This window comes from Paracoccus sp. ME4 (assembly GCF_046736325.1).
In the GTDB taxonomy this organism is placed as follows: domain Bacteria; phylum Pseudomonadota; class Alphaproteobacteria; order Rhodobacterales; family Rhodobacteraceae; genus Paracoccus.
Map to the genome: position 1 here is coordinate 252608 of NZ_CP151277.1, position 24269 is coordinate 276876.

The window sequence follows — 24269 nt, forward strand, 5'->3', positions numbered from 1 at the left end:
CCTTTGCAGCGTTCACATTTTCGCATAACATCCGCGAAACCTCATCCCGGATCTCATCGTGAAGCACACAACCGTCGCCCTCCTCGGATGCCTCATCTGCGCCATGCCAGCCCTTGCCATCGCCGAAGGGCCGGATGCATTCATCGAGGCGCGGCGCGATGCCCTGATCGCGCATGTCTCGACCCTTCCCGGATACGGCCGGATCTCGGGCACGGCCCTGGAGGACATGGACGGAGACCGACGCCTCGAGGCCTTCGTGGTCAGCGCGGAGAATTGCGATGCGGAATACGGCTGCGCCTGGATGGCCTTTTCCGATGCACCGGAAGGGTGGAAGACCATCGGACGCGGCTACGCGCAGGAGGTCTCCTTCCACAGGCCGAGTGGTTCGGACGACTACGTGATCGACACCGACGGGGTGAGGTGGGTCTATCGCGGCGGCAAGGAGATCGCGCTTTCGACCGGCGAGCTGGCCAGGAAGCGCCCCCTCCGTCCGACCGAGGCGGACTACGCCTTCCTCTCCGAGGCCAAGCCGGAATTCGACGACCGTGCCGAGATGGATCTGGTCCGCTACGAGATCGACATCGATCTGGATGGTGCGCCTGAAACGGTCCTTGTCATCCGCGGTCTCAGATACGGCATGGGGACCAGCGGCAGACCCTATCTGATCCTGGACGGGGACAGGAACATCCTGGTCGACGCCGCGGCGCCTGACCTGCCCATCATCTTTCCGGCCGAGGGCGCCGGACTGATCGTCAACCCGGCCCCTGCCGGCCTCCAGATACTCGAGCTGAGGTGATCCCATGACTGTCCGGTCCGCATTCGGAAGATTTCGGCCCAGCGCGCTGCTGGGCCTGACCGTCACCGCCTTGGCGATCGGCAGCGCCTCGACGAGCCTGAACCCCTTGCCGGGGGCGGCATTGGCAGCAGATGCCGGAGGCGTCGCCGGATCCGGCAATTGCGACGGTGATCCGGGCGGTTACGGATCCATGCTCGCGGGCTACGAATCCGGCGCCCATGGGCAATACGCCACCAACCCGAACAGCACCGCGACCGGGCTCTACCAGCTGACGGTGGCCGCCCTGAAGGACGCGGGATACATCACCTCCGTCTCAGGCACGACCGGCTTCGGGGAGGATGACTGGTCGAACGTGACCTGGAGCGGCAAGGACGGCATCTACAGCCGGGCCCAGTATATGGCCAACACCCAGGCCCAGGCGAATTCGCTGGAGGCATATACTGCGAAAAACCTTTCGTATATCTCCGGCTACTATACCGATGGGCAGGTGATCAACGGTGTCACCATGACCAATGGCGGCGCCGCCGCGGCCGTCCATATGCTCGGGAGCGGCGGGTTCCGGAAATGGGCGGATTCGGGCTTCGCACCGTCGGGGCTGAGCCCTTCCATCGCTGCCGCGCACAACATGACGCAGGAGGAATATCAGCAGCACCTGATGGAGCGCGTGGCCTCCGGGGGATGCTTCGATCCGGCAAACATCACCGCGGCCGCCCCGACGACACAGGACGGGACACCGGTCCAGGATCTTCCCGAGATCTTCCTGATGCCTTGGGAGAACCCCTTCCCGCCGACGGTTCTCTTCCCCGGAAGCATCTGATCGACCGGCACCCCAAGTCAGACGCACCCTCAGCACGAAATGGCAGAAGCATGAGCAACGACCGAACCCGACGCGGGATCCTCAATCGGGTCCGGACATATGGCGTGAGCCGCATCCGCGACGAGCGGCTGATGAGCAAGTCCCGCAAGAACATCTCCGGCGCCATCTCGGCGATCGGGGAGGCTGTGAAACCGGTCGCGGCCGATCCGCAGGACATCCGCAAGGGGCTTGCTGGTCGCTATGCGGACGGTGGGGTGGGCCGCTTTCGGGAGGAGATGGGACGGCGCAACCTCAATGGGCGACAGCTCGACCGGATCGCGGCCGGGCACCTGCGTATCGCGATGATCTTCCTGGCCGCCGCGAGCGGATCCTTCGCACTTGCCGCATGGTGGATGCTCTCCGGTCACGGCCTCAACGGCTTTCTCTACGGGCTCGCGATCTTCATTGCGGTGCTGGTCTTTGTTGCCTTGTCCCTCCGTCACGACTATTCGGCCTGGCAGATCCGGGAGCGCCGCTTCGGCGGCTTCCGGGATTACGTCCAGGGACGTTTCGGCTAAAGGAAGGGGCGGGGCGACATGGAGCTCTGGCATGGATCACCATCGCGCCTGGAAGGTTTCGACGCGCAGCTGTCCCGGGCGCAGGGCATCCATTGCGGAACCCGTGACCAGGCCCGCATGCGCTGCGGCCAGGGCGGGCATCTTCACCTGATCGAGGCGCCGGTGAGCCGTCAGCGCAGGTGCCGCGACAGCGGCGGAAACTGGTCGGAGCGCATCGCGCGTGCCAGGCGGGACGGCTGTGACGCGATCATATACCTGAACCGCTACGAGGGGTTGCCGACCGAGCGCATCGTGGCCCTGGCCGGATCGGGTCAGCTCTCCGATCTCGACAGGCTTACCGATGCGGCGTTCCGCAAGCTGGTGCCGGAGGCACAGGACAGCCTGATCCTGCTCTGCGACCCGTCCCTCGTGAGGATCATCGAGGTCGAAGGCCCCACACGCCGGATCTCCGGAACGGATGACGGACCGGCAAGCGCCCCGTCACCGTGACGCGCGGCTCAGGCGGCCGCATCCAGCCTGTTGACGCCGACGCAGAGGAGACGGGCGGCCTCCACCATGACCGCGACCTGCCGGTCATCGCTGAACCCGGCCCACTCCGTCTCCGTGACATCCTCCGTCCCGAACAGACGACGCAGGCCGGTGCCGGAGCTGGACAGGATCTCCTGGCGGAAGGTGTCGGACATCGGCGCAGGCATGCGATTGCCGACGACGGACATGATCTCCTCCGGAATGCCGAATGCCAGCCCGCCATACTCGAAACGGCGGACCTGCTCCGCCGCGCCACCTGCCAAGGCCGCCTTGTGATCGAGGATCATGACGCACGCCGCCTCCAGGAGCGAGCGTCCCGCCAAACCTGCCTGAAGCTCGGTCATGTTCTCGCCTGCCGCGCCCACGATGTTGGGCATGCCGCGGGGCACGTCCTTCAGAAGCAGAAGCGAGGTGAAGGCCCCGGCCCCGTTCGGGCATACGATCAGGCTGTCCAGGTGCCGCCGCTTCAGTCCGGCATGGAAGCGGAGCATGTTGCGGGCGCGCTCGGCCGCCACCTCGTCGAGGCGGGTGACGGCCGCCCGGGACATCGTGTTCTCGAGAAGGCCGCGCAGGCGCCTGCGTCCTGCGAATAGGTCTGCGGTGGCAATCGTCTTCATGGTCAGATCCCGGATGGTTATGCGTCCGATCTTACAGAAACGTTCAACCGCTCTCAATATGCGAATATCTGACGGTGTTTACATCACTGCTCAACTTGGATAATATTTTTGAATACAAGATTTGGACCGTGCCCATGCTCCACCCTGCCGTCGCGGCCTTATCGCATGCCCATGCGGACGGGCCGAAACTCCACGAACTTCCGAAATCGGGAGTGGTCCTCGTCGACTGCGACGAGGTTCTGCTCTCGTGGCACACCAACTTCCGCACCTGGGCGCTTTCCCAGGGGATCGCCCTTACCGGTGAGGCGCCTCTGAGCTACAATATCGGTGGCTGGCTGGGCGAGGCACACCGCGACCTGGCCATCGACCTGATCCGCCGGTTCAACGGCAGTGCCGAAACGGGTTTCGGCGATCTCCGGCCCCTCCCGGGTGTGCCGGAATTCCTTCTCAAGGCCCGTGAGGCGGGTTTGCGGGTGCGGGTGATCACCGCCTGCTCCCTCGACCCGACCATCATGCGGATCCGGACCGACAACCTGACCCGGGCCTTCGGCGCGGGGCTTATCGAGGATGTGGCCTTCGTCGATCTCGGTGCAAGCAAGGCGGCTGAACTCAACAGGCATCCGAAGGGTTCCTGGTGGTTCGATGACCTGCCCAAGCATGTCGAGGCGGGGAATGAAGCCGGGCATACCGGCTTCGTGGTGGCCACGAGCCACAACTGGGCGCAGCGCGACGAAGGCACCCACGACCATCTGAGATGGATCGACGGGCTGTCGGACATGATCCCGAGCATCGAGCATGCCCGCTGCGACCCCTTCCCCTGCCCCTGAAGGGTGGTTCTCCACATAATCCGTTACTGTCGGACACGATTGATGAATCACGAAATGCGAAATAACGATACGATGGCCAGCAGCGTCCCCAACGGATCAGAGGCCATGCCCGACATCACCTCCGCAGATTTCCAGAAGCATTTCGGCCATTACAAGCGCGTGGCGCTTGATGAACCGGTGCATATCACCATCCACGGTCGTCGCACGCTGGTGATCATCTCCACGCCGGAATACGAGCGCCTGCTGGCGGCTCAGCACAAGGCCTCCACCAGCACTGCCCCCTTCCCGGAGCCGACCCACGCCGTTGCCGTGGTTCCGGATCCGGACCCGAAGATCTCCGCAGATCTCAGCGAGCTGCAGCGCATCGCGGAGCAGGCCAGCGACAAGGACCGGTTCAGGGAAGACCCGGTGGAGTGAAATTCTTTCCGCTCGGAATTTTGCGATTTCCTTTTCCGGTGAACCCGTCTACCTTCAGCATGTAGAGAACAGGATGACCCGCATGCGCCCCCTGGCCGGCAAGACAGCACCGAATGACGCCTCCGCCCTCAGCGGACCGGCGTGCTTCGGCATGCCGGTGTGGGATCTCGCCGGGTTCGATGCGGGCGTGTCGACGCTCGAGGCGATCGAACGCCGCGCCCTGTCCGCCGGCAGCCGGATCCCCGCAGGCCGCCACTATCCCCGCATCCAGACCAGTCACCAGACCAGCCAGTAGATCCGCGCGAGGCCCCTTCCTTGCGGATCGAGATCCAAGAGGGAAAGGAGCCGAACATGACGACGAACCTGGCAGCGCTGGTGCTGAATGCGGACTACCAGCCCCTCACCCGCTTCCCACTGACCTTCTGGGATGTCGAGAAGACCGCGCGCAACGTCATTCGCGGACGCGTCGCGGTGGTGGCCGAGTATGACACGATCCTGCGCTCCCAGCGCGCCAGCTGGCGCGCACCGTCGGTCGTGGCGCTGATCGACTACGTCAAGCGGCCGGTCCATGTGCCTTTCACGCGCGAGAACATCTTCATGCGCGACGAGTTCCAGTGCCAGTATTGCGGGCATCACTTCAATTCGAGGGATCTCACCTTCGATCACGTGATCCCGCGGGCTGCCGGCGGCGGCACCTCCTGGTCCAACATCGCCACCGCCTGCGGGCCCTGCAACTCCGCCAAGGGCCATCGCCGCGACATGAGGCCGATCCGCCAGCCGCGCGAGCCCAGCACCGCTGAGATGGTCCGAAAGCGGCGCCTGCGCCCTGAGAACTTCCATGCGACCCAGCTGGACGTGCTCTACTGGAGCGGGATCCTGGAGCGGGATGAATGATCATCCCGCTCCTGCGCGCCTATCCCCATTGCAGGTGATTGACCACGAAGCGGGGAGCAAGATCGGTGACATGCACCTGCACCCCCTCGAGGCCATTCGCACCGATCAGCTCATTGGCGTTCTCGGCCACCTCCGCATCGTCCGTGACGATGCTGAAGATCCACTCCGGGTGAATGGCGCCGAAGTGAAGGATCTCCGCCTGTGGATCCGTGGGCATGTTGTCCGGATATCCGAACGTATCGCGATACCCCTCGCCACGGTGGAAGCCGAACGGGCAGCGGTCCCTGAACATGTCCTCGAAGTCCCGCAGGCCACGAAACTGGCGCATGGTCCTGCGGTAGTGGCCCGAAGCGGCATTCGATGCGCAGAACCGGAGATCGGCGCCAATGAGCAGTTCGGGGTGAAGTCCCAAGATTGCCCATTTCTGCCGAGGCGCATCACGCCTCAACCGCCTCAGCATCGGATAATTGTAGTAGCAGACCGAGAGCGAAATGGCATCCAGGAAGCCGTCCCCTCGCCGCTCGTCCGTATAGACGTATGGGTGATCGGCATCGTCGAGCGCCTGGCGCGGATGAAGGCCGTGCTCGAGGATGGATGCGAGGTTCTCGGCGGGCGTGAAGTGCAGCAATGCGTTCACGCCGCGACGGTGCATAAGGTCACGCAATCGGTTCGGTCGCGCCATGTCTCGTCACCCCGGCTTGTCTCAGTGGTGCGGAATGTGCGATTTCGTATCGGGATCGGCAAGGCGAATAGCGCATCACCGGCCTGAAGATTGTCCACATGTTTAACACCGCGGCGCGACGTCCATTGATGATGTTCTCATCATTTTTCGCTATCGTCGAACTGGAAGATTCATTTGGGGAAATCATGGAAGATCTCAAGAACGAGCTGCTCGTCCGGGTGCGTGACCATGCGGCGCTGGCGCTGCATGAGGTATCGGTGATGCCGGAGGCAGTCGCCAACCCTCAGCTGCTGATCATGACCGATCTGGAGAAGGCCACGGCTCAGATCGCGGCTCTCTCGGAAATGAAGAAGGATGTGATCAAGGTCGGCCTGGAACTGCACGCCCTCTATGCGCGCATCGCGGATTTCCTGGCGATCGACGAGGACCAGCTGCTGAGCGTCGAGGAGCTCATCGAACTGGGCCACAGGCTCGCCGCGGAACGCCCCGGCACGGATGTGGCCGCGGCCGGCGGGGATGCGCGGGCCGATGTCGAGGCGGGAGGCTCGAAATACCGCGAAGCGATCCGCAAGGCGATCGCCCGGACCCATACCGGCGCCGCTCCGAAGGGCGGGAACGTCTTCGGTCACGACGAGGGCGACTATTTCCTCGGCTTCTACCAGAAGTCCGGCTCCACCGCGAAGGAGCTGAAGTTCTCGGTCAACAAGGAGGTCATCACGGAGCTTGGCGCCTCGGCCGACGGCCATCTCTACCTGGTCTGCAAGGATGGTCTGGTCGCCGACATCCTCGTGAGCGATCTGGCGGACAAGGAGCCGGAGGCGAGCCGCTGGGAGTTCTTCGTCGCGGTCTCGGACGACACCGTGACGTCTGTGCTGACCAACAAGCGCGCGCATGCGCTGCGGTTCGACCAGTTCAGCGCCGGCGTGAAGGGCTCTGCCGACTGATGGGAATGCACCGACCGACGCGGCGCCATGCCGCGTCGGTCACCACACGGGGGAACGCTCATGAAGGTCCTTGTTCTCGCGGATCTGCATCTCGACGAATACCACATCGCAGAGGCGAAGCTGCAGCTCGGCCGGGAGATCCGGTGCGCGGCGCAGGCGGCGCGGGCGGTGATCATCGCCGGTGATCTGTGTGAAGTGTCGTCGGAACGATGGGACCCAGCACTGAAGTGGCTTCGAGACCTTGTCCCGGACCGGCCCATCCATGTGATCCCGGGAAACCACGACTATTACGGTCAGCACATGGGCGAGGCGGAAAGGACGATGTCCCGCATCTGCCAGCAGAACGGCTGCGAGTTCGCACAGCAATCCGAGTTCCTCATCGGCGGAACCCGCTTCCTGGCCGCCACGCTCTGGACCGACTTCGGGCTCTTCCGCGCGACCGCCGGCGCGGAGGCGACAGGGCGGGCCATGCGGATCGCGCGCGAGAAGATGCCGGACTACGGCTATGGCAGCATCACGACCGGCAATCCGGAGCGCTCGCTCCGACCCAGGGATACCGCCACGATCCATGCCATGCACCTGGCCTGGCTGAAGGGCCGCCTCGGCACATGCCATGAGGGCCCCACGGTCGTGGTCACCCATCATGCGCCCTCCATCGCCGTCTGCGGCCCGCTGAGCGAGCGCAGCCCCTGCTATGCCTCGGACCTCGATGCGCTGATCGACGAGACCCGCCCCGAGGCATGGATCTTCGGGCACACCCACCGGGAGGCGGAGCTGCGCGCGCCCGGCGGCACATTGATGCGCAATGTCTCGGTCGGGAGCGAGGCGGAGATCACGCCGGAGCCGATGAGACGACGGGTCCGGGCCGGGATCCTGGATCTCGAACATCTCGGGAGCGCCCCTGCGGATCCGTCCGCACCAGGCGACCCATCGCCCTGAAGCGGCGTGGATGCAGGGGGCCATCGCCCCCTGCCCGTCAGTCCAGCTCGGGAGCGGTGGCGGGCTCCGCTGCGCGCTTCGCGCGGTCGATGCCCTCGGTGATGATGTTGTAGACAGCGGGCGGATATTCCTCGTAGACCTTCTGGCGCAGCCGATCGGCCATGGCCTCGGCGCGCCCCGCATCGATATGGAAATGCGCGCCGACCTCCGTGGGCAGCCCGCCCGCCAGGATCGCGCTGTCTGCCAGGGCGAGGGCCGCGCGGGGCTCAATGCCCTCGTCCGTGAGGCTCGTGACCATCTCGTCGAGCACACCGGTCAGCCGCGGCTCGACATCGGTCACCATGGCCGAAAGCGAGCGGAGACGGGAGCCATCGAGGTTGTCGGCCTGATACCAGATCGCGTCGGCATCGACCCTCGGCGCGGCAGTGACGCCCGTGACCGGGTCGAAGGACGGGCTTTCGCCGCGTGCGGACAGACCCATCAGCAGCTCCGCATTTGCGCTGGCTTCGACGAGTGCCTGGCGCAGGGCGGGGTGGTTGCTCACGGCCTCCTGCAATGCCTGGTTCGAATGCCTGATGGAATCCTCGAGGCTGACCTCGAAAGGATCCTGGTCGCCCACCATGGCCCCGGTCAGAACGACCGTCCATGCGGTCCGCTCCGCCTCGATGAAGGGCACGCCGGCGCCCTGCATTTGCTTGCGCAGATGGTCGTTCAGCTTGCGCAGCTCGACATTGGCGTGAAAGACGATGCCGGCCAGGCTGCGGATCTCGCCCGGGGACATCTGGTTGATGCGCTGCCATTGGGACCCGGCCTGGCGCGGTGTGGAGGGATCCGCGCCTTCCTCGAGGGTGGCGCGGCCCAGGGACTCGTCCCGGATGCCGTTGACGAATTCGGTCGGTGCCCAGCCCGACTGCCCGGCCTCCGGCATGATCGCAGGTCGCGCCAGGGCCGCGGAGCCGAGGCTCATCAGGGCCGCCACGCCGCCGGCGGCCGCCATTGCCGGAAATGCGGAGAATGCGGCGCGAACCGCACTCCTGATCTTGTCGGTGACGTCTTGGGACATGGGAGACTCCTTCGTTTCGCAGCAAGGCTACCGCGAAACGAAGGAAAATCATGCACGCTTTTCGCTTACAGCGGGAAGCTGACCACGCCCTCAGCAAGGCGATCGTTCGCGTCACGCAGGAACATGCCGAGGAACTCCCGAGGGACGGTCTCGTGGAAGGGTTTGTCGGTCCTTTCGTCCCGCGTGCGCTGGGAGGGCGGATACAGCATCGCACGATTGCAGTTATACCAGACCAGCTGGGACACGAGAAAGCAGACGCGACCTTCGTTCGGGTTCGCACGGTCGGCATAGGCGACGGCCCTCGATCCGGTGACCTTCACCACATCCCCCCGGGCATTCTGGACCACGGCCTCGCTCCGGGCCAGGACCCGGGCCACCCGGGCGATCTCGCGCGACGAGGCCTGGAGCGCATGCGACCGGTAGTAGAGGAGGAACGCCTCCGCCTCATGCATCCTGCGGAAGTCTCCGCCGATGCCGGTGACGCGCCCAGCGCCGCTGAGCCCATGCAGCTCGTCGGCGATCCGGATGGCCCGCGCCGCATCGTCCAGGCTCGCGATGCGATGCCTGCGCCCGGCGACGTCCAGCAAAGTCAGCGCCGGGCTCATCTCGCGGCGGAAGACATCATCGTCCTTCATGGCTCTCTCCATTATTCACATCAGATATTGAACTCGACCAGGTGGCTGAGGCGCACCTGCCCGGCCCGGAACACGATCATCTCGTTGTTGCGGACCAGATCTCCGCCTTTGGCGAAAATGCTGTCATGCCCCGCGGCAGGCCTGAGGCCGCTCCCGGTGCGATCGGGGTGCCAGGGCTTGCCCATGGCCACATCGGCCAGGAACATGTAGCAGCGCCGCTCCGATCCGGCGGAACCGTCCCAGAAGCCGGCGCTGTAGTTCAGCGACTTCGTGGACTGGTCGCTGAAGTAGATCCCGTTCCCGAACATCCGGCCGGTCACATGGATCGAGCCGCCGCTCTTGGGAATGATCAGCCCGCTCTTCAGGATGGATAGCAGATTGTGGGCACGGGTCCCGTGCCAGAGCTGACGGATCCCGCCGGTCTTTCTGCCATCGCGCTCGAACTCACGGTCCATCGCGCCGAGCGACACATCGAAAACACGGCCGATACGGAACTTCGATGCCATGTGGCTGACCGACGAGCCGTCACGATAGAATGTCGCCACCCGTTCCAGGAGTGCGGCATCCTCCGAGAGCCGCAGGCTCACGTCGAAGATCGACGCCGCCGCGGAGCCGGGCTTGCCGTCGAGGTTCGCCGCATCGCGGATCCGGTCGCGGGCGATGGAGATCGAGCTCTCCAGCTGATCGAGAAGCGCGCCCTGGCGTGAAAGCGCATCAGGATCGGGAAGGAAGCTGCGGTGCCAGCCGCGCGACGCGCCGACCTTCTGCGGCACCAGCATCAGGTAATCCTGCAAGGTCGAACGAAAGCTGCCCGCGTCGAAATTCTGCGACACCACGAAGGGTTCCAGCTCCGCCAGCAGCGCGCGGGCCCGCTCGACATTGGCCTGGGTCACCACCCCCACCGGGGTCGAGATGATCCCGCTCGAAAGATCCAGATCCATCTGCCCGCCGGTTGCGGCCAGCAGCTGATGGCGGTTGATCGCGACCAGGGATCGGACGAGATCGGTGACGACCGGATCGCCGCGGCCGATCTGGTCCTCGGCGGCGCTGCGCAGCTCGGAACTGCCGATCGCCCCGCCCGTCTCCGGCGCGCCGACGATCTCGATCTCCTTGTAACTGCCCCGGAGCTTCTCGCGGATCTTGGATTCCACGAGCTTCTCCCCCTGCCCGAGGGTGCGTTTCTGGCCTGCTGATCCGACGCGGCCGTTGCGGGTCGAGACGGTGCCGGCGGCGTCGATCGTGATTTCCCAGAACTTGTTGTTGTTGGCCTCGACGTCCGTCTTAACGAACATGCGGGTCCTTGCGACGCACGTCATACGTGGCCTCCAATCCAATTCATAAATCCTTGGGGAAGGATACTATTTTTCGCATCTTGCGACAATCACCAATGCGAAATATAGATGGATAAACGCATCTTGCCGTGCGACCGCCATGCGCTTCGATGCCCCGATCCCGGGCTGGCGGACATTGCAGGGCGCCGCCGCAGCCGATGGCAGCTTTTCGTCGCCGCGTCCGTCAATGGCCGTTCCGACCTGCTCGGCCGCGGGGCGCAGTTTCTCGCCCAGCCCCTGTCGGATGCGCCCCGCCTCTACCGGGCCCAGAGCCGAGAGCCTGTCCCTGAATGGAAAGAAGGCTGGGACCATGAGTTGCGATGGGTCGTAGTCCATGATTATGCGATCGAGCACAACGACCCGATCCACACGGGGGACGCACTCTCCGACGCAGCCGACAGGCCCCGAGCGTGCGGCGCATCAATCCCGATCTCGGCGCCCGCAGCAGCGGCCGCCTCGCCGCTCCCGAGGTGATCGAGAGCCATTACCGCGTTCACCTGGTTTCGGAAGCGCCACGCCACCCACTGCGGTCGACGCAGACTTTCCATTTTCGCAAAACAGGTCTATCCCTACAGAAACGTAATGCGAAAAGGAAAAACGGTTGTGCGCCTTTCGGAACTGAGCATGAATCTGGCGAAGTGGGACATGCAAGGACGTCGGGTCTTCACGATCAGCGATATCCGCAAGATGTTTCCGGACGATCAGACTGACAGCTTTCTGGTTCAGCTGCGCCTGGTGGCAGCCGGGGAAAACCCGGTCATCCGCCGCGCCTGCCGCGGGGTCTACGTCAACAATCGTTCTACCCGGCCGAAGACGGACCTGATCGAGGAGATTGCACGCACAATCCGGCGTGGGCACCACAGCTATGTAAGCCTCGAGAGCGCCCTGTCCGAACATGGCTGGATCTCGCAGATTCCGGTCGGCCGACTGACCGTGATCACCACCGGGCGGTCCGGTGAATTCCGCACGCCCTGGGGCGACATCGAGTTCACCCATACCGAACGGCCCTTGGCGAGCTTTGCCTCTGACCTGGTGGATATCGGACGTCCGCTCCGCATGGCGACCCCGGAGCGCGCCCTGACGGATCTGAGGCGCGTCGGTCGCAACACCCATCTCGTCCAACCCATCACCGAGGAGGAGCCCGATTATGCGCAACTTTCATGAGGTGGTCGATCAGGCAATGCTGCGTCCCGAGGTGGCGGGCCTCCGTCCGATGGTCGAGAAGGAGATCCTGCATTATGCGATCCTTCACGGTCTCGACCGGGAGGGGCTTTTGGACAACCTGATCTTTCAGGGCGGCACCGCGATCCGCATGTGCTATGGCGGTCAGCGCGGTTCCGAGGATCTCGATTTCTGCGGCGGCCGCGGCTTCGCGCCGGCACAGCTGCGCGAGATCCAATCCTGCATGAAGAGCTTCATCGGCGGCCAATACGGGATCGAGATCGAGGTCAAGAATCCCAAGCAGATGCGGGAGGTCCCGAGCTATTTCGGCCTTCAGATCGATCGCTGGCAGCTCTCGTTCATCACGAGCCCGCAGCAGAAGCACCTGCCTCGTCAGCGGATCAAGTTCGAGGTGGCCAACATCCCGTCCTATGACGTCGAACTCCATGCGCTGCGCAAGAACCATGCCGAGGTCGGTGACGGCTACGAAGACACGCTGGTCCGGGTGGAGAGCATGTCGGAGATCATGTCCGACAAGGTCGTTGCGCTGGCGGCGAGCACCGAGCATGTCCGTCACCGCGATATCTGGGACCTGCTGTGGCTGAAGCAGCGCGGTGCCGAGCCCAGGCCGGACCTGATCCGGAGGAAGATCGACGACTACGAGATCGTGGATTACCAGCGCAAGCTCGATGACCGCATCTCGGATCTCCACGGGATCGTGCGCTCGCGGGGATTCATCGACGAGATGGGCCGCTTCCTGGTTCCGGCGGTCCGCACGCGCACGCTCGATCGGGAGGGATTCCTGGATTACATGAGCGACCAGGTCGCGGCGATCATGGATCACACAAGGCGCAAGCTCTACAAGCCCGAGCCGGAATTCGAATTCGAGATCTGATGCGGGAGAGGGACGGCGCGGCACTCCCACGCCGTCCCCGATCCTTCGATCAGGCCGACACGGCATCCTTCAGTGCCTTGCCGATCGAGACCTTGGGCGCCTTGCGGGCCGGCACGTCCATGGTCTCACCGGTGCGCGGGTTGCGCGCGGTGCCCGCCGGCTTGTCGATCACGGTCAGCTTGCCGATGCCCGGCACCAGCACCGGCTCGCCCGACTTTGCGGCCTCGACGGTGATCTCGGCGATCGCGTCGACGATCGCGGCGGCGTCGGCCTTGGTCGAACCGATTTTCTCGGCCAGCGCAGCGACGTAGTCGGCTTTCTTCAGCATGCTCATCCTCTCGGGTTTGCGGCCGTCATTCCGGCCTGTAGACGGGTTATGGCTAAAGCACCGCACCGCGACGTGCAACGATATATATTCGCAAACCGATCAGCGCCGTTTTTCGTTTCACAAGGGACGGAACAGCAACTCCAGGCGCTGATTATGAGGGTCCCTGCCATCGGGCAGATAGGGGAACTTCCCCCCCAGTCCGGTCGGCCGGATGCGGGCAGCCTCCACCCCACGGCTCATGAGCGCGGCGCGCGCGGCCTCGGCCCGCCTCCGGGTGAAGATCCAGGAATCGTAATCCGGCGCCATCAGGTCGTGATGGGCCACCACCTCGACGCGGACACCCTTCCTGTCCGTCATTCCCTCCGCAACCAGCGTGAGGATGGCCACGCCCTGGGCGGACAGCGCATCCTTGCCGGCGAAGAACAGATCCGCAGCGGGAATGCGCAGCCGAACGTGATCCTTGAGCATGACGGATTTCAGATCGGAGCCGGAGAATTTGCGGTCCAGGCTTGCGCCGAGCCCCGCAAGGCGTGCGCGTTCCGCGGTCGTCAACCTGCGGCCAATCCAGGGATCGGCAACCGCGCCCTGCGGTCCGGCCATGATGGGCGAGGCGAGAGCCGCGCAGATCACCGCGGCACCGCCTGCCATGAGAAAGGCCCGGCGCGGCGGGACGTTCGGGTTGCGGGACATGAGGGACTCCGTTTCTCGTTTTCGATTGCTGAACACCTAGCCGGAACGGGCAGACGCTCTCCATCACAATTTTTCGATATTCACATAATTCATCGACGAGCCAGGGGAATTGGATCCGATGCCCGGTCGGGGGCACGGCTGCTGATCGCAGGAAGCCGCTCGATCCTGCGAGCCGCGACCATGATCGGACCCTCGTCCCTGAAGCGTCCTTCGAGAACCTGACGAACCTCCTCGACCGAGGTCAGTGCCCGGTTCCCGGCCTTGCCTTGATAGTGGGACTGGCCCGCCTTCCTTCCCGTCATGACCGGCAGCGCCGCCCAGGCGCGCGCCAGGCAATTGCCGAGCCGATCGATGTCATGCGCTGGGTCATAGAAATTGCACCGGTTCATCAGGATCCTGGCAAGTCGGTCCTGGTTGTTGGCGCTGTAAAGCTCGTCCGGCCGTATCTCCCCACGACGCACGAAATCGTTCAGCGTCTTCCTGATGACCTGGTATTGGCCGACCGCGGTCGACTTCGCGCCCTGCCGCTGCAGACGTGCCTGGTAATCGAGGACCTGCCCGATCGTCATCCTCGTGAGCGCATCCGGCGGCTGACTGGTCGCGTGAAGGGTGACGTCGTCATATCCGTCCGGCCCCTCCATTCCGGCAATGAACGCCATGAATGGCTCATCGACGATCGTCAGCGCCGGCTGCGCCGCACTGGCGCCTGCAGATCCGCAGATGAACAGGGGCGCCAGCGCGAGGAACGTCGCGACCTGCGCGCATCTGAGCTGCGCCCGGATGTCGCGCACGAGGCGAATGCAGCGGTGCGAGATCACGGGACGCATGGCTCAGCCTTCCGGGGCGCTGTCCTGATTGCGGACCACATCCAGACGGAAGCCCAGCGCCACCAGCACCGCATTGACGGTTCCCACACCCATGTCGATCGCCCGGCCGCACTCGATCGCCTCGACACGACCCTTGCTGACGCCCGCCATCTCGCCCAGGAGCTTCTGGGTGAGACCGCGCCGGTGACGCTCGATACGGATGTGGTTGCCGATGCTTTCGAGACGCATCAGGCCGCCCCGGCAAGGCTCGCGGATTCCGGGACTTCGGACCCGGCGCCACCAATGCCGTGGGCATTGAAGCGCAGAGCCTCATAGGTCTCGGGCGGGCGGCCGGTCTCGCGGATCGCGGTCCAGCGCTGGATCAGGAGATGCTGGATGTCCCACACCTCTTCCGTGCAACCGGTCTTGCCGCACACCCCGATCGCGGAGAGATCGTGGATGCTGTGCCTGTCGGACGCGATGATGGCCAGGCTCTGCAGGGCGGCCGGGGTCATGCAGTCCAGGCAGCGGTTCGGGTTGAGGGTTTGCCCGTCGATATTGCTCATCAATCTGTCATCCATTCAAATCCAGGTTCCAGCCCATTATAGGGCCGGTCCCGATCATGCGAAATACTCAATGTGTTTTCGCATAATGAAAAATGTGGATTTCTCATGTTGGGGAAGTCGGGCCGTTCAGGACAACCCCAACCCGTGATCTTCAGTCCGGATCATCATCTCGTCATGCACGAGGCCCCAGTATTCCCTGAGTGTCGCATCCGGAAAGAGATCGAGCACTGTGTCCTGAAGCTCCTCGACCGTGAACCAACCGGTCCGGAGCCTCTCATCCCAAGAATTGACCCACAAGTTCATCGGATAATCGGTCCCGATGCTCGCCATCTGGTCTGCATCGATCCGGCGCGGGCTGCAGGCGCAGACCCTGATCCCCTTGCTGCGGAAGACCTCGTCGAACCCAAGCTTGCCGAACTGCTCGCGGAGCAGCCTCTGATCGATGTCGCTCTCGCGCATGGCCTCGATGGCGGAGCCCGGAAGCCGATCGATGACCACGAGGCCAAGGGAACTCCGGCTGAACGGATTGCCGGGGCTCAGGGAGAGGTGCATGACGGCGGCATTTCCGTTGGCCAGCGCACTCTCGAAATCCTTGAGGAAGGCGACGACCTCCGGGTCGATGGCGCAGATACGAAACGACCGCTCATCCCAGCTGGACGTATAGCCCTCCTTATCCCACCTGATGTCCGGCCGCCGCACAGCCTTCTTCCAGCTTGCCTGGTCCGCGTCGTTCATGCGACGCGGGGATAGCTCCAGGACATGGCACTCCGGCGCGGACCTCGTCTTCGGCAGCGTGACGGAGGTCAGATGGTTCATGGCGCGATCGGGGTCAGCCCGGTGCCGCTCGATGCCCAGCTCGGCATCGGAGGCACCGACCAGCCTCCGAATGCCGGAGATCCCCATCTCATGCTCCGCGACGAAGTCGAAGCCCAGAGAGAGGGCGATGGGCAATGTGCTGTCGCCCTCGCCCATGATCAGTTGCAGGTCGGTCCGTGCATCACGCATTCGGTTCAGTCCTTTCGTGGATTCGGAAACTTCAAAGCGGCACCGGCGCCGGGTCGTCCGGCGCCTCGATGCTGCGCCCATCCGGGAACAGGTCCAGCGCATCGCTCCCGTCGGGGAGGAAATGGTCCCAGCCATCGGCATTGGAGTAGCCATTCAGCCACTCGGCCATCCGCTCGTCTCCCTGCGGATAGGGCCCGTCGCCGAGGCGCCTGGGTCCCCCGCGGCGGGCGTGGACGCCCTCCGCATAGGCCTGGCTCACCTCGTATGCGGTCTCGCCGAAGAGGATGATGTTGCGCGACAGCCCGCCGACGGAGACGCCACGGGCCGCCTTGTCGGCGTTCTTTCTGCGGCATTTCGCGATGACTGCCGGCGCCTCCACGCGGGACATCTCGCGCTCCGTGGCCGCAGCCATGTCGACGCCAAGGCCCTCGCACAACGCACCGATGCAGACCATCAGGCCGCCGACCTCCTGGCCGACATCCCCGGGCTCACGGGCATAGACGTCGGTGATGACGGAACGCGCCTGCGATGCCGGCAGGCCGACCGCCTGCGCAAGCTCCGCCGCCTCCTCGAGAATGCGCTGCGCGCGCTCGATGGGACTCTCGAGGGAATTCCGTCCGAACGCCTGCCTGACCCAGGTCCCGGTCCGGCGCTGATAGGCGGCAAGGCCGATGGGATCCTCATCATCGGCGGATGACGTGCGCCCCATGGCGCCCGCGCCTTCAGCCCTGTCGCCGCTCACGCGATGCCCGCCCAGTCATCGTCGACGGTCTCCTCGACCGGCAGGACGACATAGCTCGAGCCGGATCCGGAGAAGAAGTCGTGATTTTCGGCCACGTTCGTCAGGGCGGCCAGCACGGCGGGGTTCACGTCCCCGGCCCCGACCGGGAACAGCGGCTCGTATCCGAGGTTCTGCAGCGCCTTGTTGGCGTTGTATTGCAGGAAGCGCTTCACGTCCTCCGTCATGCCCGTGCCGTCATAGAGATCCGCCGTGTATTGCTCCTCGATCTCGTAGAGCTCCAGCAGCAGATCGTAGGCCCAGGCCTTCAGCTCGGCCCGCTGCGCTTCCGGCAGCCGCTCCGCGCCGCGCTGGAACTTGTAGCCGATGTAGTAGCCGTGAACCGCCTCGTCGCGGATGATCAGCCGGATCATGTCGGCGGTATTCGTCAGCTTGCCGCGCGAGCTGAAGAACATCGGCAGGTAGAAACCGGAGTAGAAAAGGAAGCTCTCCAGGAAGGTGGAGGCGATCTTCTTCTTCAGGGGGTTCGGATCATCCTCGTAGGCCTCGGAGACCCTGCGGGCCTTCGCCTGCAGGTGCGGGTTCCGCTCGGACCAGGCGAAGGCCGCGTCGATCTGCTCCGTGGAGGCCAGCGTCGAGAAGATGCGCGAGTAGGATTTCGCATGCACCTCCTCCATCAGCTGGATCAGGGCGAGGCAGCTCTTCTCATGCGGGGTGATGGCGTCCTTCAGGAGGGAGGGCGCGCCGATCTGCGCCTGAACCGTGTCGAGCAGGGTCAGGCCGGTGAAGACCCGCATGGTCAGCAGCCGCTCCTCATCCGTCAGCTGGCCCCAGGCCTGGACGTCGTTGGCGACCGGGACCTTCTCGGGGAACCAGATGTTCGTCTTCATGCGCTCGAAGACCTGATTGTCCTTGTCGTCCTCGATCCTGTTCCAGTTGATGGCCTTGATGGGCGTGTTCATGTGTTCACCAATCTCTGTCATGGACCGTCGGGCGCATCGTCGCGCTCGAGCTCTTCCGGGAAAACGACGGCCGCGTAGACGGCCTGGAGGGTATTGTGCAGCCCACGCATCGTGGCGAGGGCGGCGGGCTCGGCCGTTCCGCGATCCCGCGTAAGGGCGACATGAGTGTTTGCGGCGTCGATGAGCGCCTCCGCGACCTCAGCCAACGCCGCGCTGCGGCGCATCGCCGGCTCCTCGGAGGTGCGCAGAGAGATGATGAGCGCACTCGCGATGCCATCCCGCTCGGCATGATCTTCGGCATCGGCCAGGCGGTTCACCCTGTCCTGAAGCGCGATGAGGAATTCGGATTTGGGCGGCCCGTCCGGGAAGCGCGTCATGCCCTCATGCACAAGAGCGGCAATCTGCGGGTTGCCCGCATTCTCCTGAGGATCCGGTTTCACCGCGCGGGCTCCTTGTGGCAGGCGGCGGAGCCGAAGAAGCTGCACTGCTTGAAGGTGTCCATGCCGATCTCCTCGATCGCGGCACGGAAGGCGTTCGTCAGATCGTCCAGTCGACTTGTCTTGTTCTGCATCGTTCCCAGTCCTTGGTGATATGTGCCGGCGGCGCCGACCGTTTGCCGCCCCCGGCGTGATCCGGGGGCATGATGTTCGGATGGCATTCAGATCGAGCAGGACTCGCAGACCGGTCCGCTGTCGGACGACAGCCCATCCTCGAGGGACTCGTCGTTCATGCGGATGTAGTAGATGGTCTTGATGCCCTTGCGGTATGCCAGGATATGCACCCTGTTCAGGTCGCGCGTCGTGGTCGGCCTCTTCCCGCCCTGCCCGTCGGGCTGGGAGCGGTTCATGAAGAGGGTCATCGAGACGCCCTGGTCGACGTGCTCGGTTGCCGCCGCGTAGATGTCGATGATCGCTTCCGGGCCGTAGGAATAGGCATCCCCGTAGACCGCGCGGTTCTCGTTGGTGAGGTGGGGGGCCGGGACGTAGATGAGGCCGGTCTTGCCCTCCTTGCGGGCCTCGATCAGGTCGACCGCCGGATGGATGGCGGAGGTCGAGTGATTGATGTAGCTGATCGAACCGGTCGGAGCCACGGCCTGCAGGTAGGCGTTGTAGATGCCGTCGCGCATGACGGCCTCCTTCAGCGCCTTCCAGTCCGCTCGGGTCGGGAGCGAGATTCCCGCCTTCGCGAACAGGTCGACCACTGCGCTGCGGACGGGCAGCCAGTCCCGCGTCACGTATTTATCGAAATACACCCCACTGGCGTAGGCGGAATCCGCGAAGCCCTCGAAGGTCTGCCGACGCAGGCGCGCCAGCTCGTTGGAGGCGGACAGCGCATGGAAGGTGATGGCCGCGAAATAGCAGGAGGTGAACTCGACCGCCTCCGGGCTGTCGTAACGGATCCCCTCGCGCGCCAGGTAGCCATGCAGGTTCATCTGACCCAGCCCGACCGCATGGAAGGCGTCATTGCCGCGGCGCACGGAGGGCACGGCGTTGATCGCGCTCTGTTCGGAGACGGAGCTGAGCGCGAGGATGGCGGTGCGCACCGTCCGTGCCAGCGATCCGCCATCCATCACCTTGGCGATGTTCAGCGATCCGAGATTGCACGAGATGTCGGCCCCGATTTCCGCGTAGCCGAGATCTTCCTGATAGGTCGACGGCGCGCTGACCTGCAGGATCTCGGTGCAGAGGTTCGACATGGTGACGCGGCCCTTGATCGGGTTCGCACGGTTCACCGTGTCTTCGAACATGATGTAGGGGTAGCCGCTCTCGGCCTGCATCGAGGCGATCGTCTCCATGATCTTGCGCGCCCGGACCTTGGTCTTGCGGATCCGCTTGTCGGCGACCATCTCGGCATATTTATCGGTGATGGAGATCTCGGTCATCGGCACGCCGTAGACCGTCTTCACGTCGTAGGGCGAGAAGAGGTAGACCTCGCCGTTAGCGGCCGCGGTCTTCATGAAGATGTCGGTCAGGACCACGCCGATCGACAGCGTCTTGATCCGGATCTTCTCGTCGGCATTCTCGCGCTTCGTGTCCAGGAAGGACAGGATGTCGGGATGATGCGCATTCAGGTAGACCGCGCCCGCGCCCTGGCGGGCGCCGTCCTGGTTCGCGTATGAGAAGCTGTCCTCCAGAAGCTTCATCACCGGGATGACGCCCGCGCAAAGACCGGCAATGCCCTTGATGGGTGCGCCGGCCTCACGCAGGTTCGTCAGGTTCAGTGCCACGCCCCCGCCGCGCTTGGAGAGCTGCAGCGACGAATTGATGCCGCGTGCGATCGACTCCATGTTGTCCTCGATCCGCAGCAGGAAGCAGGAGACCAGCTCGCCCCGGCGCTTCTTGCCGGTGTTGAGGAAGGTCGGCGTCGCCGGCTGATATCGACCGGAGATCATCTCGAGCATCAGCGACATGGCGAAGTTCTCGTCGCCCCGCGCCAGCCCGAGCGCGACCATGCAGATCCGGTCCTCGAAGCGCTCGAGGTAGCGTTTCCCGTCGCGGGTCTTGAGCGTATAGGAGCGGTAGTATTTGTGAGCCCCCATCAGTGTCGGAAAGCGGAACTTCTGCGCGAAGGCGGCGCCCCAGAGGCGCTCGATGAACGAGAAGTCATAGGCCTCGATGATCGCGGGGTCGTAGTAGCCCTCGCCGACCAGGTAATCGAGCTTCTCGCGCAGCGAATGGAAGAAGACCGTGTTCTGGTTCACATGGTCCAGGAAATAGGCCCGGACCGCGCGGCGATCCGCGCTGAAATCGATATCGCCGGCCTCGTCGGTGAACTTGAGGCGGGCATTGAGCGAGTAGTGATCCTCGCCTACGCCGCCAAAGGCGTCTGCTGCTGAGCCGTCCATAGCCGATGCAATCCTTCCTGAACCCGATGGGTGTCCTGGGGCATGCCGGCGAGCTCGAAGCGATAGAGCACAGGCACGCCGTAATTGATGGAAGCGGCCGTGGCACCGGCCGCGAATGTCTGTCCGAAGTTGCGGTTCCCGCCGCCGATCACGCCGAGGATCCGGCTGCGGTTCTGGGGCGCCGCCATGAAGCGGAGCACCGGTTTCGGGATGGCGCCACGACCCTGGCCGTCGGCATAGGTCGGGATGATGAGCACGAAGGGCGCCGTCACGAGCACCTGATCGTCATGGTTTCCGATCCGATGGGCCGGCATGCCCAGGCTCTCCACGAACTTCGCAGTGTTGCCGGTCTTTCCGCTCCAGTAGACGATCAGGCCCATGAGCCGTGCCTCAGAGCGACGGTTCGGGGGTCTCTTCGACCTCCACGGCGGGCTCCGCACGCTTGGCCAGCTCAGCCTGAAGCCAGCTGATCTTCGCGGGAAGAAAGCCGCACCAAGCCTGCCCGAAGGCCTCGACGACCGGCATCTGGCGAATGCCGAGGGTCTCCGTCACGTGCTTGAAGGCCTCGGCATCCTCCATCACGTCGATCGACCGGAAGCTGACGCCCTTCGCGGCGAGCGAGCGCTTGGTGGCATCGCATTGCGGGCACGCGGGCTTGGAGTAGACGGTGACAAGATGGACGGCGGCCGTGTCCGGGCCCGCCGCGGGGGTCGCGGTGCTCATGAACTGATCCTTGTCTCTGCCCGCCCCGCCTGGATTGGTCGGTTCGATCGGGCGCATCACCGACATTAGCGAAAACCGGAGAAATGCCAAAGACGGGTTTTCGCGTTTTCCACAATCGGGTGGAGCACTGGGGCATGCCACCACAAGATATGGTGCATCCCGTCATGATCCTGATCCTTGCGGAACCGTCTGTTTTTCGCATTTTTACATGCGCTTACCGCTTCACCTGGGTGACGGTCGGGAAGTCGTCACGGCCCAACTTCTTGAGGCGGCGCTCCCGGCGCAGGAAGTCCTTGTGGTCATAGTCGACGAATTCGACGTCGAAGTTCTGGCGGATGAACCGGTCGAACTGCTCGGGGGTGATGCCGTTCTTTCCCACGTCCTGGCCGTGAATGAAGTTCAGGATCTTCGCCGCGCGGATCGGATAGATGTCGGCCTGCGGGAAGCGGCGGATGTCGACCACGAAGAAGTAGTCCAGTCGCTCCGTATCCGCGAGCATGTCCGAGCGGGTGCTCAGCGGGTCGCGATGGCCACCCGTGCGGATCGAGCGCGAGAACTGGATGCGGCCGCGGTTGAAGGTGCGGATCGTGGCGTTGAGCTGCAGGACCGGGTGCGGAAGGCGCAGGGTCTCGCCGTCATCCTCGGCGCGGATGCCGTAGGCCTGCTCGACCCATTGGGTCGCGAGGTGCGTGATGGCGCGGGCCTGGGTCATGTAGCGCTTGAGGCCGTTCTCGGCGAGCTGCAGCGAGGCCATCAGCTTCTTCGGTTCGAGGGTGAGGGTCCGCACCACGAGCGGCTCCAAGGGAAGGGGCATGGCGATGTCCAAATAATCTAATTTCTTTTTCGCATTATCACATGTCGTTGTGCTTATGACAATGAGCAATTCTGTATTTCGCACAAGCGACCTCTGCGCGTCGATCCGTATGGTGCAGAGGAGAAGCGGACATTCCATCGCGGCCCGGAGGCCGCGATCTTGTCGACAGTGCCGTTCGTGTAAGCCACCGGGCTGGCCGCACTGCGGCTTCGCATTGATGAAGTGCCGGAAATCCGGATCCTGGTCCGGATTGCGCGCCAGCCAGTTCATCCGGGTCTGGTAGTCGACCAGCTGATCCTTGACTTCGCCCGGCATCCCGTGGCTGCCGGAAGGCCACGTGCGACGGCCCGCATCGCTGAGGCTACCTGTCTTGAGGCTTGGTTTTCATATGAATCCTGGAGAGGATCGCATCAGCCTCGTCGAGTGCGCGATCGAAGCTCTCCATGGCTCGCGACATGGATTCCTCGGCCTCTGCCTTCAAGGCGCGTGGCGGGTGGGCGCGCTTCAGGTCGACGGGACCGCCCGGTTTGATGCCCCCCCGTTCGTCGGGACGATCACCGACCCTCGATGCTGGCGCGGAGCGCCTCCTGCCACCAGTATCGACCGCCCCGGGGTCGGCATCGACGAGCATGGAGGCCAGTGCCGGGGTGGCCCAGTAACGAGAGGACCGGCGCCTGGTCAGTTCGACCACAAGCCCCTGCTCCCGCATGGCCAGCATGAGGTTGAGCGCCCCGCGCTCCGTGACCGCAATGCGTTCCGCGAGCTGCGGGATGCTCATGAGCGGCTCGATCGTGAAGGCCCGGACGGCATCGTGGATCCTGGAACGCCCATGGCGCGCCTGCGACACCCGATCAGCCTCCGAGACCCATCGCCGGACCGTCCCGATCCGGCCGATCTCGCGCCCCAGCTGCCGGTCGATGCCCTCGATCAGCGCGCGTGCGTGCCCGACCGGGGACCAGATCCTGAAACCGTCGGCGATCAGGCTCAGGGCCGGTGGGATGATCCAACTGGCATCGTATCGACCGCCGAGGCCGCGCAGCGGGTCATCGCGCCGCGGGCCGACGGCCTGGGCCGACTTGCTGCGCGAGAGATGCTCGGCCGCCATGAAGACCAGGCGTTCCGCCACGGGCGAGCGCCGCTCCGTCATCAGGCCGAAGGTGCCGGATGCCCGCAGCGCTTCCAGGATCGGCGCCCTGCCCCGGCAGTGCTCGAAGACGCCGGCCAGCTCCTCCGGTCCGGGCCAGGGGGCCTCGCCGGACCCCGGAGAGGGACAGAAGCGCATGACGCGTTCCATGCATCCCGCGCCGCCGCCCTGCCCTGAAAAGGGAGACCGGATGAATCTCAGGATTGCGAGCGCGTTCTCGGCGGCACTGGTGTCCAGTTCACCGATGCGGTTCCGGACAATGCGCTGAAGGAGACCGGGCGCGGATATGCGCACATCCTCCAGCCCGACGGAGCAGACCGCCTCCGCGATGCCCACCTCTGCTCTCCACTGCTGCCCCAGCCTTGGATCGGCGTCGAGCGCAGCCTCGATGCGCGCGGCGCGGACCTCCGCTCCGAGAGCCAGGTCGAAGATCTCCGGTTCGCTCACCTCGCACCTCCGGGGGCCGCTCAGGGGTTTCATGTATCAAATACACTTATCCTGCGATGTCGATGCCTTACCGACTATCTCGGAACGTAATGACCTG

General features: G+C 64.5%; 33 protein-coding genes. 12 read left to right on the forward strand and 21 right to left on the reverse strand.

Going from position 1 to position 24269, the window contains the following annotated elements; genetic code table 11:
* Window positions 1-103: 103 nt before the first annotated feature.
* The 4 genes from AACG61_RS16750 to AACG61_RS16765 are packed head-to-tail and all read left to right on the forward strand — an operon-like array spanning window position 104 to window position 2659.
* Complete coding sequence (locus AACG61_RS16750; protein ID WP_411840105.1) at window positions 104-796, forward strand: hypothetical protein; 693 nt, start codon at window positions 104-106, stop codon at window positions 794-796.
* A 4-nt stretch (window positions 797-800) separates the two neighbouring features.
* Window positions 801-1613: a hypothetical protein gene (locus AACG61_RS16755; RefSeq protein WP_411840106.1), complete on the forward strand. Its 813-nt coding sequence runs from the start codon at window positions 801-803 to the stop codon at window positions 1611-1613.
* Window positions 1614-1663: 50 nt separating this feature from the next.
* A complete protein-coding gene (locus tag AACG61_RS16760; RefSeq protein ID WP_411840107.1) occupies window positions 1664-2170 on the forward strand; it encodes a hypothetical protein in 507 nt (168 codons plus the stop codon).
* An 18-nt stretch (window positions 2171-2188) separates the two neighbouring features.
* Window positions 2189-2659, forward strand: a complete 471-nt coding sequence (locus tag AACG61_RS16765) for a hypothetical protein (protein ID WP_411840108.1) — start codon at window positions 2189-2191, stop codon at window positions 2657-2659.
* 8 nt (window positions 2660-2667) lie between these two features.
* Here the strand turns inward: AACG61_RS16765 and AACG61_RS16770 are convergent, their stop codons facing one another.
* Window positions 2668-3315 (reverse strand): hypothetical protein, encoded by a 648-nt coding sequence (locus AACG61_RS16770; RefSeq protein WP_411840109.1) that lies wholly within the window; start codon window positions 3313-3315, stop codon window positions 2668-2670.
* A gap of 74 nt (window positions 3316-3389) precedes the next feature.
* On the opposite strand from AACG61_RS16770, the gene AACG61_RS16775 reads away from it, so the two are divergent.
* The 4 genes from AACG61_RS16775 to AACG61_RS16790 all read left to right on the forward strand — a co-directional run bounded on the left by AACG61_RS16775 (window position 3390) and on the right by AACG61_RS16790 (window position 5453).
* Window positions 3390-4142: a hypothetical protein gene (locus AACG61_RS16775; protein WP_411840110.1), complete on the forward strand. Its 753-nt coding sequence runs from the start codon at window positions 3390-3392 to the stop codon at window positions 4140-4142.
* Between the two features lie 105 nt (window positions 4143-4247).
* Window positions 4248-4559, forward strand: a complete 312-nt coding sequence (locus AACG61_RS16780; protein WP_411840111.1) for a type II toxin-antitoxin system prevent-host-death family antitoxin — start codon at window positions 4248-4250, stop codon at window positions 4557-4559.
* An 82-nt stretch (window positions 4560-4641) separates the two neighbouring features.
* Window positions 4642-4854, forward strand: a complete 213-nt coding sequence (locus AACG61_RS16785; protein WP_411840112.1) for a hypothetical protein — start codon at window positions 4642-4644, stop codon at window positions 4852-4854.
* 56 nt (window positions 4855-4910) lie between these two features.
* Window positions 4911-5453 (forward strand): HNH endonuclease, encoded by a 543-nt coding sequence (locus tag AACG61_RS16790; RefSeq protein WP_411840113.1) that lies wholly within the window; start codon window positions 4911-4913, stop codon window positions 5451-5453.
* A gap of 19 nt (window positions 5454-5472) precedes the next feature.
* On the opposite strand, the gene AACG61_RS16795 is transcribed toward AACG61_RS16790, so the two are convergent.
* Complete coding sequence (locus AACG61_RS16795) at window positions 5473-6135, reverse strand: DarT ssDNA thymidine ADP-ribosyltransferase family protein (RefSeq protein ID WP_411840114.1); 663 nt, start codon at window positions 6133-6135, stop codon at window positions 5473-5475.
* Between the two features lie 98 nt (window positions 6136-6233).
* Between AACG61_RS16795 and AACG61_RS16800 the strand changes: the two genes are divergently transcribed.
* Window positions 6234-7079 (forward strand): hypothetical protein, encoded by an 846-nt coding sequence (locus tag AACG61_RS16800; protein WP_411840115.1) that lies wholly within the window; start codon window positions 6234-6236, stop codon window positions 7077-7079.
* A gap of 60 nt (window positions 7080-7139) precedes the next feature.
* The gene (locus tag AACG61_RS16805; RefSeq protein ID WP_411840116.1) at window positions 7140-8018 is read left to right on the forward strand and encodes a metallophosphoesterase; all 879 of its coding nucleotides are present in this window, start codon (window positions 7140-7142) and stop codon (window positions 8016-8018) included.
* Window positions 8019-8055: 37 nt separating this feature from the next.
* Here AACG61_RS16805 and AACG61_RS16810 read toward each other — a convergent pair whose 3' ends face one another.
* The 4 genes from AACG61_RS16810 to AACG61_RS16825 form a co-directional block, all read right to left on the reverse strand.
* On the reverse strand, window positions 8056-9081 hold the full coding sequence (locus AACG61_RS16810; protein ID WP_411840117.1) for a hypothetical protein: 1026 nt from the start codon (window positions 9079-9081) through the stop codon (window positions 8056-8058).
* Window positions 9082-9146: 65 nt separating this feature from the next.
* Window positions 9147-9716: a hypothetical protein gene (locus AACG61_RS16815; RefSeq protein ID WP_411840118.1), complete on the reverse strand. Its 570-nt coding sequence runs from the start codon at window positions 9714-9716 to the stop codon at window positions 9147-9149.
* A 20-nt stretch (window positions 9717-9736) separates the two neighbouring features.
* Complete coding sequence (locus AACG61_RS16820; RefSeq protein WP_411840119.1) at window positions 9737-11008, reverse strand: WGR domain-containing protein; 1272 nt, start codon at window positions 11006-11008, stop codon at window positions 9737-9739.
* Between the two features lie 66 nt (window positions 11009-11074).
* Entirely contained in the window at window positions 11075-11383 is a 309-nt protein-coding gene (locus AACG61_RS16825) for a hypothetical protein (protein ID WP_411840120.1), read from the reverse strand.
* Between the two features lie 288 nt (window positions 11384-11671).
* Between AACG61_RS16825 and abiEi the strand changes: the two genes are divergently transcribed.
* Both abiEi and AACG61_RS16835 read left to right on the forward strand, forming a co-directional pair.
* On the forward strand, window positions 11672-12211 hold the full coding sequence (abiEi, locus tag AACG61_RS16830; protein WP_411840121.1) for a type IV toxin-antitoxin system AbiEi family antitoxin: 540 nt from the start codon (window positions 11672-11674) through the stop codon (window positions 12209-12211).
* The gene (locus tag AACG61_RS16835; RefSeq protein WP_411840122.1) at window positions 12195-13103 is read left to right on the forward strand and encodes a nucleotidyl transferase AbiEii/AbiGii toxin family protein; all 909 of its coding nucleotides are present in this window, start codon (window positions 12195-12197) and stop codon (window positions 13101-13103) included. Before abiEi ends, AACG61_RS16835 begins: the two co-directional genes overlap by 17 nt.
* 49 nt (window positions 13104-13152) lie before the next feature.
* On the opposite strand, the gene AACG61_RS16840 is transcribed toward AACG61_RS16835, so the two are convergent.
* The 15 genes from AACG61_RS16840 to AACG61_RS16910 all read right to left on the reverse strand — a co-directional run bounded on the left by AACG61_RS16840 (window position 13153) and on the right by AACG61_RS16910 (window position 24172).
* Entirely contained in the window at window positions 13153-13437 is a 285-nt protein-coding gene (locus tag AACG61_RS16840; protein ID WP_411840123.1) for an HU family DNA-binding protein, read from the reverse strand.
* A 111-nt stretch (window positions 13438-13548) separates the two neighbouring features.
* The gene (locus tag AACG61_RS16845; RefSeq protein WP_411840124.1) at window positions 13549-14121 is read right to left on the reverse strand and encodes an OmpA family protein; all 573 of its coding nucleotides are present in this window, start codon (window positions 14119-14121) and stop codon (window positions 13549-13551) included.
* 89 nt (window positions 14122-14210) lie between these two features.
* Window positions 14211-14948 carry a hypothetical protein gene (locus tag AACG61_RS16850; RefSeq protein ID WP_411840125.1) on the reverse strand — a complete coding sequence of 246 codons (738 nt, stop codon included), beginning with the start codon at window positions 14946-14948 and terminating at the stop codon, window positions 14211-14213.
* Between the two features lie 3 nt (window positions 14949-14951).
* Complete coding sequence (locus AACG61_RS16855) at window positions 14952-15176, reverse strand: helix-turn-helix domain-containing protein (protein ID WP_411840126.1); 225 nt, start codon at window positions 15174-15176, stop codon at window positions 14952-14954.
* On the reverse strand, window positions 15176-15493 hold the full coding sequence (locus AACG61_RS16860) for a hypothetical protein (protein ID WP_411839553.1): 318 nt from the start codon (window positions 15491-15493) through the stop codon (window positions 15176-15178). Before AACG61_RS16860 ends, AACG61_RS16855 begins: the two co-directional genes overlap by 1 nt.
* Before the next feature lie 126 nt (window positions 15494-15619).
* Window positions 15620-16498, reverse strand: a complete 879-nt coding sequence (locus tag AACG61_RS16865) for a hypothetical protein (RefSeq protein WP_411839554.1) — start codon at window positions 16496-16498, stop codon at window positions 15620-15622.
* A gap of 31 nt (window positions 16499-16529) precedes the next feature.
* Entirely contained in the window at window positions 16530-17240 is a 711-nt protein-coding gene (locus tag AACG61_RS16870) for a hypothetical protein (RefSeq protein ID WP_411839555.1), read from the reverse strand.
* The gene (nrdF, locus tag AACG61_RS16875) at window positions 17237-18199 is read right to left on the reverse strand and encodes a class 1b ribonucleoside-diphosphate reductase subunit beta (protein WP_411839556.1); all 963 of its coding nucleotides are present in this window, start codon (window positions 18197-18199) and stop codon (window positions 17237-17239) included. The genes AACG61_RS16870 and nrdF overlap by 4 nt, the downstream gene beginning before the upstream one ends.
* A 17-nt stretch (window positions 18200-18216) precedes the next feature.
* A complete protein-coding gene (locus AACG61_RS16880; RefSeq protein WP_411839557.1) occupies window positions 18217-18639 on the reverse strand; it encodes a hypothetical protein in 423 nt (140 codons plus the stop codon).
* A complete protein-coding gene (locus AACG61_RS16885) occupies window positions 18636-18770 on the reverse strand; it encodes a hypothetical protein (RefSeq protein WP_411839558.1) in 135 nt (44 codons plus the stop codon). The genes AACG61_RS16880 and AACG61_RS16885 overlap by 4 nt, the downstream gene beginning before the upstream one ends.
* A gap of 87 nt (window positions 18771-18857) precedes the next feature.
* The gene (gene nrdE / locus AACG61_RS16890; protein ID WP_411839559.1) at window positions 18858-21044 is read right to left on the reverse strand and encodes a class 1b ribonucleoside-diphosphate reductase subunit alpha; all 2187 of its coding nucleotides are present in this window, start codon (window positions 21042-21044) and stop codon (window positions 18858-18860) included.
* Entirely contained in the window at window positions 21008-21424 is a 417-nt protein-coding gene (gene nrdI, locus AACG61_RS16895) for a class Ib ribonucleoside-diphosphate reductase assembly flavoprotein NrdI (protein WP_411839560.1), read from the reverse strand. Before nrdI ends, nrdE begins: the two co-directional genes overlap by 37 nt.
* Window positions 21425-21434: 10 nt before the next feature.
* The gene (locus tag AACG61_RS16900) at window positions 21435-21767 is read right to left on the reverse strand and encodes a glutaredoxin family protein (RefSeq protein ID WP_411839561.1); all 333 of its coding nucleotides are present in this window, start codon (window positions 21765-21767) and stop codon (window positions 21435-21437) included.
* Window positions 21768-21981: 214 nt separating this feature from the next.
* Window positions 21982-22896 (reverse strand): hypothetical protein, encoded by a 915-nt coding sequence (locus AACG61_RS16905; RefSeq protein ID WP_411839562.1) that lies wholly within the window; start codon window positions 22894-22896, stop codon window positions 21982-21984.
* 46 nt (window positions 22897-22942) lie between these two features.
* The gene (locus AACG61_RS16910) at window positions 22943-24172 is read right to left on the reverse strand and encodes a hypothetical protein (RefSeq protein WP_411839563.1); all 1230 of its coding nucleotides are present in this window, start codon (window positions 24170-24172) and stop codon (window positions 22943-22945) included.
* Between the last annotated feature and the right edge of the window lie 97 nt (window positions 24173-24269).